Annotated in this window: 14 protein-coding genes; 4 read left to right on the forward strand and 10 right to left on the reverse strand. The window is 46.7% G+C overall.

The window, feature by feature from the left end:
* Window positions 1–45 precede the first annotated feature (45 nt).
* From LSG37_RS02155 to LSG37_RS02170, 4 genes are all read right to left on the reverse strand, one after another.
* Window positions 46–1164, reverse strand: coding sequence for a beta-ketoacyl-ACP synthase III (locus tag LSG37_RS02155; RefSeq protein WP_233078218.1), 1119 nt, complete (start codon window positions 1162–1164; stop codon window positions 46–48).
* 91 nt (window positions 1165–1255) lie between these two features.
* Window positions 1256–2284, reverse strand: coding sequence for an RDD family protein (locus LSG37_RS02160; protein ID WP_233078219.1), 1029 nt, complete (start codon window positions 2282–2284; stop codon window positions 1256–1258).
* A 70-nt stretch (window positions 2285–2354) separates the two neighbouring features.
* The gene (locus LSG37_RS02165) at window positions 2355–3533 is read right to left on the reverse strand and encodes a vWA domain-containing protein (RefSeq protein ID WP_233078220.1); all 1179 of its coding nucleotides are present in this window, start codon (window positions 3531–3533) and stop codon (window positions 2355–2357) included.
* A 1-nt stretch (window position 3534) separates the two neighbouring features.
* Window positions 3535–4380, reverse strand: coding sequence for an AAA family ATPase (locus LSG37_RS02170; protein WP_233078221.1), 846 nt, complete (start codon window positions 4378–4380; stop codon window positions 3535–3537).
* A 125-nt stretch (window positions 4381–4505) separates the two neighbouring features.
* On the opposite strand from LSG37_RS02170, the gene cysK reads away from it, so the two are divergent.
* Entirely contained in the window at window positions 4506–5477 is a 972-nt protein-coding gene (gene cysK / locus LSG37_RS02175; protein WP_233078222.1) for a cysteine synthase A, read from the forward strand.
* A gap of 105 nt (window positions 5478–5582) precedes the next feature.
* Window positions 5583–6026, forward strand: coding sequence for a hypothetical protein (locus tag LSG37_RS02180; protein WP_233078223.1), 444 nt, complete (start codon window positions 5583–5585; stop codon window positions 6024–6026).
* Between the two features lie 71 nt (window positions 6027–6097).
* On the opposite strand, the gene LSG37_RS02185 is transcribed toward LSG37_RS02180, so the two are convergent.
* Both LSG37_RS02185 and ggt read right to left on the reverse strand, forming a co-directional pair.
* A complete protein-coding gene (locus tag LSG37_RS02185) occupies window positions 6098–6829 on the reverse strand; it encodes an enoyl-CoA hydratase (RefSeq protein ID WP_233078224.1) in 732 nt (243 codons plus the stop codon).
* Window positions 6830–6851: 22 nt separating this feature from the next.
* Complete coding sequence (ggt, locus tag LSG37_RS02190; RefSeq protein ID WP_233078225.1) at window positions 6852–8588, reverse strand: gamma-glutamyltransferase; 1737 nt, start codon at window positions 8586–8588, stop codon at window positions 6852–6854.
* A gap of 142 nt (window positions 8589–8730) precedes the next feature.
* Between ggt and rrtA the strand changes: the two genes are divergently transcribed.
* Window positions 8731–9330, forward strand: coding sequence for a rhombosortase (gene rrtA / locus LSG37_RS02195; RefSeq protein ID WP_233078226.1), 600 nt, complete (start codon window positions 8731–8733; stop codon window positions 9328–9330).
* Here the strand turns inward: rrtA and LSG37_RS02200 are convergent.
* The gene (locus tag LSG37_RS02200; protein WP_233078227.1) at window positions 9293–9979 is read right to left on the reverse strand and encodes an RluA family pseudouridine synthase; all 687 of its coding nucleotides are present in this window, start codon (window positions 9977–9979) and stop codon (window positions 9293–9295) included. The genes rrtA and LSG37_RS02200 overlap by 38 nt on opposite strands.
* Window positions 9980–10082: 103 nt before the next feature.
* Between LSG37_RS02200 and LSG37_RS02205 the strand changes: the two genes are divergently transcribed.
* Window positions 10083–10742 (forward strand): RluA family pseudouridine synthase, encoded by a 660-nt coding sequence (locus LSG37_RS02205; RefSeq protein ID WP_233078228.1) that lies wholly within the window; start codon window positions 10083–10085, stop codon window positions 10740–10742.
* Window positions 10743–10773: 31 nt separating this feature from the next.
* Here LSG37_RS02205 and LSG37_RS02210 read toward each other — a convergent pair whose 3' ends face one another.
* The 3 genes from LSG37_RS02210 to LSG37_RS02220 form a co-directional block, all read right to left on the reverse strand.
* On the reverse strand, window positions 10774–13227 hold the full coding sequence (locus LSG37_RS02210; protein ID WP_233078229.1) for a S9 family peptidase: 2454 nt from the start codon (window positions 13225–13227) through the stop codon (window positions 10774–10776).
* A gap of 172 nt (window positions 13228–13399) precedes the next feature.
* Window positions 13400–15550: a hypothetical protein gene (locus LSG37_RS02215; RefSeq protein WP_233078230.1), complete on the reverse strand. Its 2151-nt coding sequence runs from the start codon at window positions 15548–15550 to the stop codon at window positions 13400–13402.
* Window positions 15551–16162: 612 nt separating this feature from the next.
* Window positions 16163–16768, reverse strand: a complete 606-nt coding sequence (locus LSG37_RS02220) for an FMN-dependent NADH-azoreductase (RefSeq protein ID WP_233078231.1) — start codon at window positions 16766–16768, stop codon at window positions 16163–16165.
* Window positions 16769–16813: the final 45 nt, after the last annotated feature.

A 16813-nucleotide genomic window follows, 5' to 3' on the forward strand; every position in this document is an offset into this window, starting at 1 on the left:
ACACATTAGTTACGCATAACTAATGTGTTCTGACCCCATTTTTGATTAACGTTTTTCCAGTACCAGACAACCTACTGAGTAGCCTGCACCGAAAGAGCATAAAATGGCTTTTTCGCCGGATTGAATGCCTTCTTTGTTTTTATGAAAGGCAATCACAGAACCTGCTGACGCTGTATTGGCGTAGGTATCTAATACCAGCGGAGCTTCTTCTGGTAAAGGGTCGCGACCTAAGATCTTTTTCGCCGCAAACAGGTTCATATTGATATTGGCCTGGTGTAACCACAAGCGTTTTAAATCATCTGGCGCCACAGATAAACGCTGCATCTCGTTTAAAATCACATCAGCTACTATAGGCAATAACTCTTTAAATACCTTGCGGCCTTGCTGTTTAAAGAATGGCGCGTCTGGGTCTGTTTCCGGATGGCAATGTTCGGTGTAACCAATGTCACAGCGAATATTGTTGGAAAATTCAGTTTTTAAGCTCATGCCCAAAATACGGTAAGCGTTGTTAGACGTCACGGTATCTTCCGCTTCGATAATAGTAGCGGTACAGACATCACCAAAAATGAAGTGACTGTCTCTGTTGGTGTAATTGACCTGAGGGGAGGCAAATTCAGGATTGACCACCAGCACCACTTTGGCCATACCACCACGAATAGCATTAACTGCATTGCTGATAGCAAAAGTGGCAGATGAACAAGCCACGTTCATATCAAAGGCATAACCCGACGCCCCTAAAGCCTGTTGCAGTTCAATAGATAAGGCTGGATAAGGCCGCTGAATATTAGAGGCTGCACAAATAATCAGGTCGATATCAGCCGCAGTTTTGCCCGCTTGCGCCATGGCTTCCTGGGCCGCAACTATGGCCATTTCCACCATTTCAGGATGTTCGTCTTCGCCACGTTTTGGAAAAACCGGCATCATCACGGCTGGGTCTAAAATACCTTCTTTGTGCAATACATGGCGTGATTTAATGCCTGAGGCTTTTTCAATAAACTCGCAGCTGGAATATTCCAAAGCGGCCAGCTCACCGGCTTCAATATCAGCCGCATATTGCTCATTAAACAAATCGACATACTGATTAAAACTGGCGACTAACTCTTCGTTGGTGACAGTTTCGGTTGGAGTAAACAGGCCTGAGCCGCTGATCAGCACATTTTTCATTCAGAATACCCTTGTCATAGCGCAACTTCTTGTAATGAGTTGCTGAATTGGTCGCTATTCTAGCTTAATTTCGCTGAAATCGGCCAGAATGTTAGGGCTTATATAGCACTACTGTGCTGGCCACTTTGTCTTGTATAGCCTGACGGTTTGGATCCCAGAGTATTTGAGCAAAACCAACCAGGCCCGTCGCAAAACCTGCGCCATAACCGCCCTGACGACTAAAAGAGGCCCATAAGCTTAATGGCTGGTTATCCAGTTGTACCACCCGAATACGGGTCAGCCGCTTGCCTATGGTCTGGCCATTATTCCAACTGGTGTAAAAGGTAAAATAAGCCATAGCCCAGCCAAAACCTAAACCAAAGTCGGCCAATATACCCTTCACCCATTTGATTAGGCTGTAATCGGAGTTTTTCAATTTATCCAATACTGAATAAGACTCTTCCTGCGCTGGCGTTGTAACAGGCGCAGTCGTCACTGGCGCCGTAACCACTTGTGGTTCAGCCACATATTTATCCAGTAAAGCACGTTTTTCTGTACCTTTAAGTTGAGTGATCTCCAACACACCATCGAGCAAATCGCGCTGATGTTCAGCGGTAACACCAGACTCCTGTAACTCAAGCGCCAGGGATTTTATTTTGTCTTCAACACAAGGATCATCACAAGCTTTGGTGGACAACTCTAGCGACACTTTGGCCAGTTCAGCACCAGCATGTGGAGTTAAATTCAAATCAGAGGCTGAGATCGTCTCTTTTTCCTGCAGAAGCTGTGGTGCCCAGTTCAGCGTAAGCAGCATACACAAGGTCGCCAGCGCTATCAGCAGCAGGTGATTTGTCTTCTGAGCTTTGTATCTGCTCCAACATAAATAGAGCATAGTGGGTAACACAAAAATCAGGCTGGCGGAGGCGAGGCCACTGATAATAACCCCATCTATGCCTATAGCCAGACCACGGCGCAGAGGTTTAGCCAAAGGCTGCCCTATCAGTTCATCTGCCACCACAAAAGCATGAGGGGTGACTATTTCCCGTACTTCTTTTTTCGTTAACTGGTGGCCGGTTTCGTCGACAAAAGTGTCAGGCGCTACTTCCCTTATATCCTGATGTTCTGGCTGTTCGTGCTGCATTAAAGGTCCTGTAAATGCTTGATAAATAAGCTTGATTGATAAATCACTTTAATCAGTTCACAGCACCTTTTCAATGCCGCTTTGATAAATGACGGATGGCGCCACTTAAACCGTCCAGCGTCATGCTATACATTTGGTTTTGCATCAGTTTCTGCAGTATTTCAATAGAGTGATAATGGCTCCACCAGGCTTGTGGTTGTGGGTTCAACCACACTGCATTATTAAAATGCGCCAGCAAGCGTTTTAACCAGACTTCACCGGATTCTGGGTTAAAGTGCTCCACACTGCCGCCCGGATACGTAATTTCATAAGGACCCATGGTGGCATCGCCAACAAAAATCACTTTGTAGTCACTATGATACGTCTGCAAAAGCTGAGTAATGGAGACGGCATCAGTGGCACGCCTTTGATGAGTGCGCCATACCTGCTCATAAGGACAGTTATGAAAATAGAAAAACTCCAGATGCTTAAATTCGGTGCGGGCGGCAGCAAACAGCTGCTCGCATTCATGAATGTAATCATCCATAGAGCCGCCGATATCAAAAAACATCAGCACTTTCACCGCATTGTGCCGCTCACTCTGAAACTTTAAATCCAGCCAGCCCGCTTGCTGAGCTGTGGCTTTTATAGTGCCGTTTAAATCCAGCTCTGTGGCTTGTCCGGTGCGGGCAAACCGCCGCAACTGGCGAAGCGCCAATTGCATCGCTCTGTGATTTAACTCTGCGTTTTGATCAAAGTCTTTAAAATCACGTTTGTCCCATACCTTAACAGCACGGCGTTGACCACTGCCCTGCTGGCCGACTCTGATGCCTTCCGGGTGAAAACCATAAGCACCAAAAGGCGATGAGCCGCCCGTGCCTATCCATTTATTGCCGCCTGCATGTTTTTCCTGCTGTTCTTTTAAACGTTGTTTAAATTGTTCCAGCAACTGTTCAAGCCCACCTAAAGAAGCCAGTTTGGCTTTATCTTCCTCCGACAATTGGCGAATAAGCCCAGGCAGTAGCCAGTGATCCGGAATAAGCGCAGCTAAATCCAGACTCTCGACCCCTTCAAAATACTCGGCAAAAGCGCGGTCGAATTTGTCGTATTGGCTTTCATCTTTGACCAAACATAAACGGGCCAGCAGATAAAAATCATCTGTGCTTGCAAAAATAAGTTGCTGTTGTAGCGCCTTAAGTAAATCCAGCAGCTCAGTGATGCTGGATTTCAGGCCATATTTGCGCAAAGTTAAAAAAAACGAAATCAGCATATCAACGGCCAGCGCGACGAGCCATAAAGGCCAGTTTTTCTAGTAAGGCCACATCCTGCTCGTTTTTCAGTAAGGCACCGTATAAAGGTATTAAACCGCCTTGATGCTGTTTATCCTGTAGCACAGATGGCGCTATCTGTTCGGCTAACAAAAGTTTTAACCAATCCAACAGCTCTGAGGTCGAAGGTTTTTTCTTTAACGCATCCACTGCACGCAAGTCAAAAAATACCTCGAGTGCTGCTGTCAGTAAATCGGCCTGCAAGGTCGGAAAATGCGCCAGCACTATTTGAGTTAAGGTGTCTTTGTCGGGAAAACGGATGTAGTGAAAAAAACATCTGCGAAGAAAAGCGTCTGGTAACTCTTTTTCATTGTTTGAGGTTATGACCACTATAGGCCGCTGTTTTGCACTAATACGCTCGCCTGTTTCATACACATCAAAAGACATCCGATCCAGCTCGTGCAATAAATCGTTTGGAAACTCGATATCGGCTTTGTCGATTTCATCGATTAGCAACACAGGGCGTTTTTCTGCGGTAAAAGCAGTCCAGAGTTTGCCAGGCTTGATGTAGTTACTGATATTCGCTACGCGCTCACTACCCAACTGGCCATCACGTAAACGTGAAACCGCATCGTACTCATACAACCCCTGCTGAGCTTTACTGGTGGATTTGATTTGCCAGTTAATCAAATCAGTGCCTAAACTTGCTGCCAGCTCCTCAGCTAACCTGGTTTTGCCAGTACCAGGTTCGCCTTTGATCAATAAAGGTTTTTCTAAGGTGACTGCGGCATTCACGGCCAGCGCTAGTTCAGGCGATAAAATATAGTGTTCTGTGCTTTGAAAAATCATCTGTGGTTACTTCTTTTTACGGTGCAGGCTTAAGATGGGAATATCTTATATCAAATCTTTTCTTTCGTTTTAACAAGGCACGAGTATTCTTATAACCAATTATCAGACCCTGAAGGTTTTTTATTATGTCAAAGATCTACGAAGATAACTCACTCTCTATTGGTAACACGCCTCTGGTGCGTTTAAAGCGCGTCACATCTGGTGCCAATGTATTTGCCAAAATCGAATCCCGTAACCCAAGCTTCTCTGTGAAATGCCGTTTAGGTGCAGCCTTGATTTGGGATGCCGAGAAAAAAGGTCTGTTAGGCCCTGGTAAAGAAATTATCGAACCTACTTCTGGTAACACAGGTATTGCTTTAGCTTTTGTTGCGGCAAGCCGCGGCTATGCATTAACTCTGACCATGCCAGCCACTATGAGTTTAGAGCGCCGTAAGTTGCTTAAAGCTTTGGGTGCCAACTTAGTGCTGACTGAAGGCGCAAAGGGCATGAAAGGCGCTATCGAAAAAGCCAAAGAAATTCTGGCGTCAGATCCAGACAAATATGTGTTTTTACAACAGTTTGAAAACCCGGCTAACCCACAAATTCACTTTGACACCACAGGCCCTGAGATTTGGAATGACACAGATGGCAAGGTTGACATCTTCGTAGCTGGTGTAGGCACAGGCGGTACTATTACCGGTGTCAGCCGTTACATTAAGCACGAGAAAAAACACCCACTGTTCAGCGTGGCGGTAGAACCGGTCGATTCTCCTGTGATAAGCCAAGCCCGTGCTGGTCAGGAAATTAAACCTGGTCCACATAAAATTCAGGGCATAGGTGCAGGTTTTATTCCTGGTAACCTGGATTTATCCATTATTGATGCGGTAGAAACGGTCAGCAACGACGACGCCATCGCTATGGCACACCGTCTGATGAAAGAAGAAGGTATTCTGGCTGGTATTTCTTCAGGTGCAGCCGTAGTTGCCGCCAAGCGCCTGGCTGAGCTGCCAGAAAACGCTGGTAAAAATATTGTGGTGATTATTCCAAGCTCAACAGAACGTTATTTATCCAGCGCGCTGTTTGCAGACTTCTTTACCGAAAGCGAATTACAAGCTTAATCAATACCTTAGATTGACTGCAAGGCCACTTTTGTGGCCTTTTTCTTTACTTTTCCCCTATATTTCCCCAGACTGTAAGCCGAACATCTACTTTGAGTAACACGAATGCAAAAAATTTTAGTGCTGTTATTTTCCTTGCTGTTATTAGCTTGCTCTGAAGAAGCACCCAAAGTGAATGCGGACTTAGGTTCCCCTGAGTTCGCTGCTGGCGAATTTTTTCATTCTTTATACACCACCAAAGATTTAGAGAGAGCAAAAGCACTGAGCACAACATCCTATGCCCGTATTTTGGATGCCTATGGTAATACCCGAGGTGTGGTGCGAACTTTGTATAACATGAGTTTTGATGAAGTAAATATCAGCATTGACCGTACCGGCAAAAACCTGCGGGAGCAATACGGCAATACAGCTGAAATTACCATGTTGTTTGAAGGCAAAAGCAATGGTAATAAGAAGATAGAACTACGTGTGGTCAAAATGGTGAAGGAAGATGGCCAGTGGCTGGTGGAAGGGGTTAAATCGGACCCTTATGCCAGAACAGCTGTGTAGTAAGACTGCGCCATCAAATTGGACAAAAGACGGGCGACCATAAAGGTCGCCCCTTGTTTTTGGGCTGAGTGTTAGCGTTTAAAAAACTGCGCTATCACCTGCTGACAGTCAGGCCCTTTGAGTAAACGACTAAAATCAGCCAGCTCCAGCTCTATCGCCTGCTTCACTGCACTACCGCTTTTCATCAGTCTTTTACTGCTTTGCACTGCATCCGCAGGTAAAGCAGACAGCTTTTTCGCTTTGTTGAGCGCAAACTCCAGCAGGTTTTCTTTGTCGACCAGCTGATTAACCAGACCCAAACGGTACGCTTCGTTGCCATCTATGGCTTCCGACAGCAATAACATACTGCTGGCGCGCTGATGCCCAATCAGTAAAGGTAATAACAGACTAGAACCTGCTTCGGGGCATAACCCCAGCTGGGTAAAAGGCAGCTGAAAACGGCAATCGGCCGTGCTGTAGACCAAATCACAATGCAGCAGCACTGTAGTTCCTATACCAATAGCGAGGCCCGCCACAGCAGCCACTACAGGCTTAGGAAACTTTGCCATTTCATACAAAAACATCACTGTAGGATGAGCGTCGTTGAGCTCACCACTTTGTAGAAAGTCGGCTAAATCATTGCCAGAAGAAAAGCACTCTGCTGAGCCTTGCAGCAACACGACCTTGATTTCATCATTTTGTGCTGCCTGCTGTAACTGCTGCACTAATTGCTGATACATCAGCTTGTTCAGTGCATTTTTTTTATCGGGTCTGTTCAGGCTAAGGGTTAAAACGCCTTGCTCTGTGGATACATCAATACTCATTTTTGTTCTGATCCTTTTTAGGCTACTGGCCTGCTGCTATGCCTTCGCGACGTGGGTCGGCCGCACCTTCTAAATGGGTGTTTTTAATCTCAATGGCATGAATACCGCTGTTTAAATCTGCTAGTTTTGGTTGATATCCCAGTTCCAGTAACGCCGGAACCAACTGGCTTAAATTGGTATTTTGTTCCAGCACCAAAGCGTCATTACGATGAGTAAATCGTGGCAGGTTAGCTGCTTGTTGTGCATCCATTTTCCAGTCCAGCACAGCCACTAAGTTTTGCGCTACATAATTGATAATGCGGCTGCCACCTGGTGAGCCGGTGATATAAATCAGTGTGCCTTTCTGATCGAACACCATCATAGGAGCCATCGAAGACCTTGGTCTTTTATTGGCTTCCACTCTGTTGGCCACCCAATAGCCATCTACTTTGGCCTGCAACGAAAAGTCGGTCAGTTGGTTGTTCAGCAGATAACCATTAACAAATAAACCTGAGCCAAAGGCATTTTCAATACTGGTGGTCATACTGACCGCATTACCTTTGCTGTCTACCACAGATAAATGACTGGTATTGGCAAATTCAATGGCGTTACCTGACGCCAAAGGTTCAGCACCTTGTGGCTCTCCCGCTACAGCAGGCCCGACTTCAGGCGCAGTCAATAAGCTAGCGCGTTGTTTTAAATAATCAGCAGCCAGTAAACCTTGCACTGGCACTTTGACAAAATCCGGATCGGCAGCAAAACGTTCACGATCGGCAAAGGCCAGCTTACCGGCCTGGCTGATCAAATGAATAGCCTCCACTGAGTTGGGTTTTAGTTTTGCCAAAGGCTGATGCGCCAGCATGCCCATCATTTGCAATACAGCTAAACCTCCAGAACTTGGTGGTGCCATGCTGCAAATTTTAAACTGCCGGTACGGGATGCAGATAGGCTCCCGCTGTTTAGTCTGGTAAGAACTTAAATCTTTCAGGCTAATCTTGCCTGCATTAACAGGAGCCTGTTGCACAGCGGCAACCAGAGCTTTGGCATTGTCGCCCTGATAAAACGCCTTACTGCCGTCTTTCGCTATGTGTTTCAGTAAAGCCGCATAATCCGGATTTTTCCGGACAAATCCAGCCTGTAGCCACTGACCATCCGCTTTAAAATAAGCCGCTGTTTGAGTAAATTTATCTAAACCCGGGTTCCAGTTGGCCTTTAACAAACCAGCTAAACGGGGCGATACCACAAACCCCTGCTCTGCAGTTTGAATAGCTGGCGCAAAAAGCTCAGCCCAAGGCAACACACCATGCTGCTGATGAGCCTGTTCCAGCGCTTTAATCACACCAGGCACGCCAACAGACTTACCGCCAACAAAAGCATCACGCCAGTTCATCAGTTGACCCTGCTCAACAAACAAATCAGGCCCGGCTGAGGATGGCGCTGTTTCACGGCCATCAATGGAGCTTAACTTAGCCTGCTGTTTGTCCCAATGTAGCAAAAACAAACCGCCGCCAATACCTGAGCTTTGTGGTTCCACCAGCCCCAACATCAGTTGCATAGCAATAGCTGCATCCACTGCACTGCCGCCTTTGGCAAGAATTTGTTCGCCCGCTTTGACCGCCAACGGATTAGCAGCAGAAGCCATGTAGTGTTTGGCTGTGGCAAGTTGTTTTTGTTCTATACCAGTGGTGGCTTCAGGGTCTGTTATTGCGGCAAATAAAGTGGTGCTACTGAACAGCAATGCAGCTGTCAGCATCCGAAACTTAAATTGAGTTGTTATCATTATTTTTCCTACCTCTTACATAGCTTCACCTTACCTAGTCGGGCCAGTTGGATCAATGACTGAAACGCCTTTTCACGTTAAAAGCCTTGACCTGAAGCGACGAATGCTTTTGCATAGCAGCTATTCCATTCAGTGAACGAAGATGTTGATGAATTTTCGCGCTTTTTCTACCTTTCAATACGCCATGCTGGCTTTTGCTCTGTTGTTGGTACTGCTGCATCTGTTGCCAGACAGTATCCGAGCTGTGCTCGAATACCACAGATCCCAACCAGAACAAATCTGGCGCGCTTTAACCGGGCATTTACTGCACAGCAATCATTGGCATTTGGTGATGAATTTGGGTGCTTTACTGCTTATGCTGATGCTGCATCAGCTCTATTACCAACTGAGTTCTTTTGCGCTCTTGCTACTGTCCGGCTGTATAGGCATCAGTTTACTTTTGTATCTGTTCAGTCCTGACATTCAGATTTATGTCGGTTTATCTGGTTGGTTACATTGCTTTATTACCGTCGGCGCTTTGCTGGATATTAAGCACAAGATCCAGTCCGGCTGGCTTATTCTGCTGGGTGTGATAGCCAAAGTAACCTACGAGCAGTGGCAAGGGCCAGATCCGGAACTGGCCGCATTAATAGATGCTAATGTGGCCATAGACGCGCATTTGTATGGAGTGATTTGTGCTGTTTTGTTGGGGCTGATGTTTGTTCTCAGCGCAAAGCCTGCAAAAAGTCAGGTTCAGCAGTAAAACTCATCAAAAGCCCGCTTTGCGGATGGGTAAATTCCAACACTGCTGCATGCAGCATTAAACGGCTGCTTTGTTGTTGCTGGGCTTGGGTAGCATAAAACGGGTCACCTAAAATTGCATGCCCTATGCTTTGCATATGCAATCGCAACTGGTGTGAGCGCCCTGTCACCGGCTCTAATTGCACTAAAGAGGCCTGCTGCTGTGGTAATAGTTTCAGCACCTTGTAGTGCGTTACAGAAGCTTTGCCATCTGCGCTGATTTTATACAAAGGCCTGTTGTTGGGATCGGCAGCAATCGGCTTATCCACTGTACCCTCTGATGGATGTGGCACACCAGACACCACGGCCTGATAAATCTTTTTTGTGCCCCTGCTTTGAAACTCTTTGCTGATTGTCGACAGCGCTTTTTTCGTCAGAGGCAGGACCAATAAACCCGAGGTGTCGTAATCCAGTCGATGCACGACAGAGGCGGAAGGGAATTCCAGTTGCACCCGGCTTATCAGACAATCCTGATTTTGTGGATGCCGCCCTGGCACTGTTAATAAATGCGCAGGTTTGTTCACTACCAGCAGATGTTCATCCTGATACAACAAATCCCAGTTTTCGCTGGTCGCGGGCAAAATTGCTAAATCATTAATCGTTATTGTCATTTTAAATAACTAGATACAAAGTTGGCGCTAGTATGCCAGAATTGGCGTTATAACTGCAGTAGCTATATCTGTATTAACCATCTGTATAAATAAGAGTGAGTGGATGCAAAGGCCTTTTGTATATAACCCACCAGCCGAACCCTGGCTGGATATTTTGTATCTGGATAAAGACATTCTGGTGGTGAATAAACCCAGTGGTATATTGACCAATCCGGGCCGCAGTGAAGATATGCAGGACTGCTTGCTGCATAGAGTGCAGCAACAGTTTCCACTCGCTCAATTGGTGCACCGCCTCGATATGAGCACCTCTGGTTTAGTGGTGTTTGCGCTGCGCCGTAAAGCAGAAGCGGCGCTGAAACAACAGTTTGCCTCACGCTCAGTGAAAAAAATTTACCGCGCCAGAGTCTGGGGTGAAATTGCCGAACAAGGCATGGTAAATGCCCCGCTGATCGCAGATGCAGCCAAACCTCCTCTGCAAAAAATCTGTGAAAAAACCGGCAAAGCGGCTCTGACTCATTTTCAGCGTTTAAGTTTTGATGGTCAAAGTAGCTTAGTGGAACTGCGCCCTGTAACGGGGCGTTCGCATCAATTGCGGGTGCATATGCAAAGTCTGGGGCATCCCATTTTAGGCGATGCTTTTTATGCTCATGATGAAGCTTATGCCGCAGCACCACGTTTGTTATTACAGGCGTTATGTTTAGAGGTGTATCAGCCCTATTCTTCGCAGCTGTTACGTTTTGAATTAGAACCGGATTTTGAGTAGGGTCAGAGCAAAAGCTCTGACCCTGATCCTGTTATAACTCTTGTTCAAATAAACGGAAGATACGTTTGTATTCATCCAGCCAGCTGCTTGGCTGACGGAAACCATGAGGCTCGACCGGATAAATCGCAGTCTCAAAGTTGGCATTTTCATGCTCAATTAAACGTTGTACCAAACGCACTACATCCTGGAAAAACACGTTGTCATCCACCATAGGCGCATTAATCAGCAGCTTGCCTTTTAAACCTTCAGTGAAATAAATCGGTGAACTGCGACGGTAGGCTATGGGGTCAACATCAGGTGTATTCAGAATATTCGAGGTATAACCATGGTTGTAATAAGCCCAGTCACTGACAGGACGTAAAGCAGCACCGGCTTTGAACAGATCTGGTTCAGTGAAGAGTGCCATAAAGGTCATAAAACCACCGTAAGAACCTCCATAAGTACCAACACGCTTTTCATCGACATGCGCATTTGCCACCAGGTATTTCACACCATCGACTAAATCCTGAGTTTCAGGAGTACCCATCTGACGGTAAATGGCTGTACGCCAATCACGGCCGTAACCTTTTGATGCACGGTAATCCATATCCAATACGACATAACCTTGTTGGATCAACAGGTTGTGGAACAGGTATTCACGGAAATAACCAGACCAGCCCAAGTCACTGTTTTGCAGATAACCAGCACCATGGTTAAAAATCACAGCGCGACGTTTTTCACCCTGCTGATAATCTTTTGGCAAATAAAGCTTAGAAAACACAGGCTGTTTACCATGGCTGGATGGCACAGCAACTACTTGTGGTGCAGTCAGGTTTAACGCCATCAGCTCTGCTGACACTGTATGGGTTAAACGGCTGACTTTGGCTTTAGGTTTGTTGTCCATCAGATATAACTCTGGTGGAGTGACAGAGTTGGACCAGGTTAACAGCAGCTTGTTTTCATCCGGTGATAACTGATAGTCAGCCGAGCCTTTGAGCGCTGTCATTTGCTCCAGCTGGCCTGAAGCTAAATTGACACGATACACTTCGTAAATGCCAGGATGGCTCATATTGCCTTTGAAATACAGGTACTGATCGTTTTTAGTTAAACGCGGATTGCTGACTTCAAAAGTACCGGCTGTCAGTTTCTTTGCAGTGCCATTGACGGGTTTAACATACAAATGAGCATAACCTGACTCTTCTGACAGGTAATACAAGGTTTCTTTTTGGCTTAACCAGCCAAAGTCGTTGAAGCTGTAGTTAATCCAGGCATCGTCATGCAATCTGTGCTGATTCACCAAACGTTTTTTCGCGAAATCTACTGTTGCCAGCCAGCGGTCTTTGTTGTCCCAGGCTTTAAGCATGACTGCCACCTGCGAGCCTGAATCATGCCACTGGATAGCAGACTGACTCCAGCTCCAGTCGTTAATTAATTCAATAGCACGAGGCGCTTTTTTCGATTGATAAGTTTTGCCCTGTGCTTTGGCATTTTCTGCTTTCACAGCCGCCAGCACATCTTCATCAAAACCAGGCAAATCATTAAATTTCAGCTCTGTTGCCTGCTGAGTTTTCACATCAACCAAAAACAACTGGTGCGATTGAGGTTTTTGATCTGCCACACGGCGACGTACTTCTTCAGAGGCTATATCACCAGAAGCAGTGATGTAGTTGGGCATAATGTCAGTTTTATCACGCCATTCGCCTTTATCCGCTAACGCGACCAGCAACATATCGCCTTTTGGAGAGAGACTGGCCGATGCAATACGCTTATCTTTATTCAGATAAACGGTCTGAATCGCCAGCGCATGGTTTTGAGTCGCCAGTAACTGCCGCTGTTCAAACTGTTCTGCTTTGTTTTTATGCGTCAAAGCGACAAAGTCGATGAGTTTGTGCTGTTCTTGCGCGAGATAGGAAGCGCCTACTTTAGGGGCCGCTGGTTTATCCGCATTTTTAAGGCTAACCAGTTCAGTGACAGCACCGCTGTTTAAATCCAGCACCTGATAAGTCCAGCCAGCACGGAATACCAAACGACCATCCGCTAAAAACTGCACTTCGTCATAACGCGTTGAGCTTCGTGTCACTTGCGTTAACTTGCCCTGATGTTTAACAAAGACATTGCCTTCAAATAAATAGGCCAGTGATTTGCCGTCCTGACTATAGACAGTGCGCGCCGATCCCATTAAATGCCAGTCGGCCATAGGCACCACTGTTGCCAAAGCGCCCTGCTCTGCTTTTAAGCTGTACCAGTCACGAATTTCTGAACCCTGACGTTTTTGCTGAAAGTACAACTGACTGTTGCTATCTGCCCAATACGCCCCTTCAGCCGGGCGACCCAGCCAGTCCGGATGCGCCATAATCTGCTCCATAGTAAATGGGGCATGGGCTGCATTTTCCGGCGCTTTGACGCTGACAGGAGTGAGTTGATAGGTTTGAGGTTCAGCTGCAACAGCAGAACCAATAAAACTTGCCGCGACAAAAGCCGCTACTAACCATGGTTTTGTTTTCATTAATATTCTTTTTTAGTGGTGGTTGTAAGCTCTTTATACAAAGAAATCAGCCAAAGACCAAGAGCTGTATGAATCGCATAGGTTTAATGGTTGGTGGCAGGCGATAAGTGGAATGGGAAGAGCTGAAAACAGCCTGCAAAAAGACTTCGCAGGCTGTTTTCATCGACAGGCTTTAGTTGAGTCTGAACCACCAGAATAACCCTGCACCAGCTAAAACCAGCAACAGGATCAGCACACTGCCCCAAGGCCGTTTTTTCTCAGCAAAAGGGTCGGCTAAACTGCGTTTAGCTCCGGCAGGTAAACGAGCTAAACCTGTTAAAGCCGCACCAAAAGGCACATTAATTTTGGCTCTGGTGTTCACTGCCCAGCCATTGGCATCCAGCAGAGGTCCAAGATTACGCCGCCGCAAGGTTAAAAACGCCATCAACATCGAAGGTCCGGAAATCAACAGCAAGACACCGAGAATGACCAATGGAATTTGCCACCAGACCAGCGAAAAAAGTCCTGCCATTACAGCAGCCAACGCTGTACCAATAGCGCCAACAGCCAAACCTAAAGCAGCAAAAATACCAGCAAATTTAGCGATATCAAAACCGGCCGCAGCAGCAGTTGCTGCCGGAGTTGGTGCTGGCGTAGCCGCTGTAGCCACTCCAGTGGTCGTTTTCGCTTCAATGTCTTTATCACGCGAAGCAGCAAACTTCTGCAACTGAGCTTCAATAAAAGCCGCAACTCTTTTGTAAGGAGACCAGAAGGCCTGACCAATACTGACAGGCTGAGCCACTACTTTAGTCACCATAGCGCGCCAGTCACGGCCTTGTCTGTCATAAAACACGCCGTTTCGGCCTGGTACCATTAACTCGTCAACGTCTCCGGCAGTCAAGGCTGCCACTATCTGCAACGGAATTTCGCCCTTGCGTTCACAAGTACAGTACACCAGATAACAACCACTAAAAGGGGCCATAGTGGCATGACGGGCCATGTCTGATACTTTCAGCACCAGCTCACAGCTGCGCTGATCCAGATACAAGGTTCCAATTTGGAAAATCGCTTTATGTTTGCGTTGGTAAAAATCACTTAACGACACAAAGTTACGCAGCAAAGTGACTAAATCACGCTGATATCGCACCAGACGCTCAACCGCATCGACATTATCGGCAAAAGTGGATGCTGCGAGATCCTGAGCAATTAAGGCTTCCAGACGCTCTTTGCCATCTCCGGCTACTATAGCCTGCAGACGTTCAAGCTCAAGTTGATGCAAAGTAGTGTCTGGTTTAGCTGCCTGCCATGAGCGCCAGGGCTCTAATACCTCACATATCTGTTGCCACTGATCAGCCGTTAAATGCCCGGCTTTACTTTTGCTTTTGCTGCCAACCAAAGGGTCAACGACCAAAAGTTTGAAGTGGGTCACAGCACTGGCCCAGGCCGGGTTAACACCCTCGCCCAGTGGTAAAGATTGCCCTGCGGCAATAGCTGCGAGTGGCAAGGCGGCAACATCAATATCTGCAGCACTGATAGCTTTATTACTCAGTAAGTCATAGGAAGCAACAGCAGGATTTAACGCTTCTGCAGCGCGGCTATCAAAAGCGGCCAACTGACAGCGAACAAAAAAGTCATCTACTTTGGCTTTTACCGCTTCAAAGGCTACAACTGCTTCTGCCGTTTTATCACCCAACGGGCAAAACAGAGGGTCGTCAGAACCTCCGGCCGTATGCCATTCCACCACAGCTGCAGCTTGCTGATAAAAGGCATTCAGGCTATCGCCGTCAATACCTTCCCCACCGCTGCGATCGGGTTGAGCACCTTGAGTCTGAATAATTTCAGTGATCAACTGGGCCAATTCTGTATCAGAGGTCAGCTCTGCCATCACCACGCCGTCTCCATTAAAATGGTGTGGAGAAAACAGCAGCGTCATATCGGCCAGGTCCGTAACCTGCAATGGATCAGCTTGTGTTTTACCTGTAATTTCAAGCACACGAAGCGCCGCAGCTTTAAGATTCGCTCCTTCTGCGTCTTGATCACCAATAGCATTAAGCGGCAAGCCCGGCGCTTTAAACATGATTTCCGCATCCAGCAACCGCTCACAACACCAGCGCACCGCAGCAAGAATTTCCGGCACCCGGATTTGACCATCGCCATCCAGATCCAACAAGGCCAAGGTGCGGCTGTCAAATTCAAGGCCTGTGGTAGGACAATTCAGCACTGTCCAGAGTTTAGGGTCTAGTTCACTTAAATGCTGCAGATCTGCGGCAGAGTCCAGCGCCACCTGATCAAAACCACCTGATCGGAAAAAACGCCATTTATGTTGAGATTGAATAGTTGCCAAAGCTTGCTCTCCTTGAGGCATAAGTTTTACCTAGCATAATTCAGAGCCAGCACACTTACCAAACCCTAAGTGAAGAAAGTCCTTAAATAACAGAAAGGTTTGAGAAAAATGGAAGCGACAATGAAAAAAAATGACTTTTCATGAGCCTAAAAAACAAAATCGCCTGGAGCGATTTTTACTCACATCATCCATGATGTTCGCCTTCGGCAGCTAAAGCTGTGCAAAACGGCTATCCTGTCGTTTTGTGAACATTGGAGCGCAGCGACGATGGCCCGGAGGGCGAAGCCGGTTATAACATTGCCAACAGTTTGGCAATGTCCGGCTGAGCGCCAGTGGCTCTGCCCACTGGCCGGACCGGTTTACATGGATGTAAAACATACAAAATCGCCCGGAGCGATTTTAAACATTGGAGCGCAGCGACGATGGCCCGAGGGGTGTTTTACATGGATGTAAAACATACAAAATCGCCCGGAGCGATTTTAAACATTGGAGCGCAGCGACGATGGCCCGAAGGGTGTTTTACATGGATGTAAAACATAAAAAAGGCCACTCAATCAAAGTGGCCAAAGCTTGCGGGAAATGGAACAGGTCAAAAGAAAACCAAGGCCGTTGTTAAGCGGCCACAGCTGGTGCTAATTCAGCAATACGGGCTTTCGCCGCAGATAAGGCTTTTTCTGCACTTTCAGGTCCCATATTTAAACCTTCAGCGTAAATAAAGTTTAAATCTTTTAAACCAATGAAATTCAGCAAAGCAGTGACAAACGGAGTTTGCGAGTCCATTGGAGTACCCTGATACAAACCACCACGAGTTGCGAAAATAAACACTGGTTTATCTTGTAACAAGCCAACAGGACCTGTTTCAGTATACTTAAAGGTAATACCAGCCCGAGCCAGACGGTCAAAATAGGCTTTCAGTTGGCTTGGGACACCGAAGTTGTACATAGGAACGCCAATCACAATAGCGTCAGCCTTTTTGATTTGAGCAACAGCATCGTCTGACAAAGCAGCTAAAGCTTTTTGTTCATCAGTACGGTCAGACTCTGGAGTCATCCAGGCCGCCATTTCTGTCATGGTTAAATGTGGGTAGCTGTCCTGAACCAGATCAACAGTTTCAGTGCTGAAACCTGCAGGTAAGGACGCTAAAAATTGTTGGCTTAACTGAGTCGATTGACCTTTGTCGCCGCTTATAGAACTATTAATTACTAATACATGTGCCATGGTGGTTTCTCCTGTCGAGTTAGTAATGACAGAATAACTTTAACT

Origin of the sequence: Rheinheimera soli (assembly GCF_021290985.1) — a bacterium.
Lineage (GTDB): Bacteria > Pseudomonadota > Gammaproteobacteria > Enterobacterales > Alteromonadaceae > Pararheinheimera > Pararheinheimera soli.

Coding starts and splice junctions, on each gene's coding strand:
- cysK (WP_233078222.1), top strand. CDS start 4,506: ATGTCAAAGATCTACGAAGATAACTCACTCTCTATTGGTAACACGCCT.
- LSG37_RS02220 (WP_233078231.1), bottom strand. CDS start 16,768: ATGGCACATGTATTAGTAATTAATAGTTCTATAAGCGGCGACAAAGGT.
- LSG37_RS02180 (WP_233078223.1), top strand. CDS start 5,583: ATGCAAAAAATTTTAGTGCTGTTATTTTCCTTGCTGTTATTAGCTTGC.
- LSG37_RS02200 (WP_233078227.1), bottom strand. CDS start 9,979: ATGACAATAACGATTAATGATTTAGCAATTTTGCCCGCGACCAGCGAA.
- LSG37_RS02170 (WP_233078221.1), bottom strand. CDS start 4,380: ATGATTTTTCAAAGCACAGAACACTATATTTTATCGCCTGAACTAGCG.
- LSG37_RS02210 (WP_233078229.1), bottom strand. CDS start 13,227: ATGAAAACAAAACCATGGTTAGTAGCGGCTTTTGTCGCGGCAAGTTTT.
- LSG37_RS02160 (WP_233078219.1), bottom strand. CDS start 2,284: ATGCAGCACGAACAGCCAGAACATCAGGATATAAGGGAAGTAGCGCCT.
- ggt (WP_233078225.1), bottom strand. CDS start 8,588: ATGATAACAACTCAATTTAAGTTTCGGATGCTGACAGCTGCATTGCTG.
- LSG37_RS02155 (WP_233078218.1), bottom strand. CDS start 1,164: ATGAAAAATGTGCTGATCAGCGGCTCAGGCCTGTTTACTCCAACCGAA.
- LSG37_RS02185 (WP_233078224.1), bottom strand. CDS start 6,829: ATGAGTATTGATGTATCCACAGAGCAAGGCGTTTTAACCCTTAGCCTG.
- LSG37_RS02165 (WP_233078220.1), bottom strand. CDS start 3,533: ATGCTGATTTCGTTTTTTTTAACTTTGCGCAAATATGGCCTGAAATCC.
- rrtA (WP_233078226.1), top strand. CDS start 8,731: ATGTTGATGAATTTTCGCGCTTTTTCTACCTTTCAATACGCCATGCTG.
- LSG37_RS02205 (WP_233078228.1), top strand. CDS start 10,083: ATGCAAAGGCCTTTTGTATATAACCCACCAGCCGAACCCTGGCTGGAT.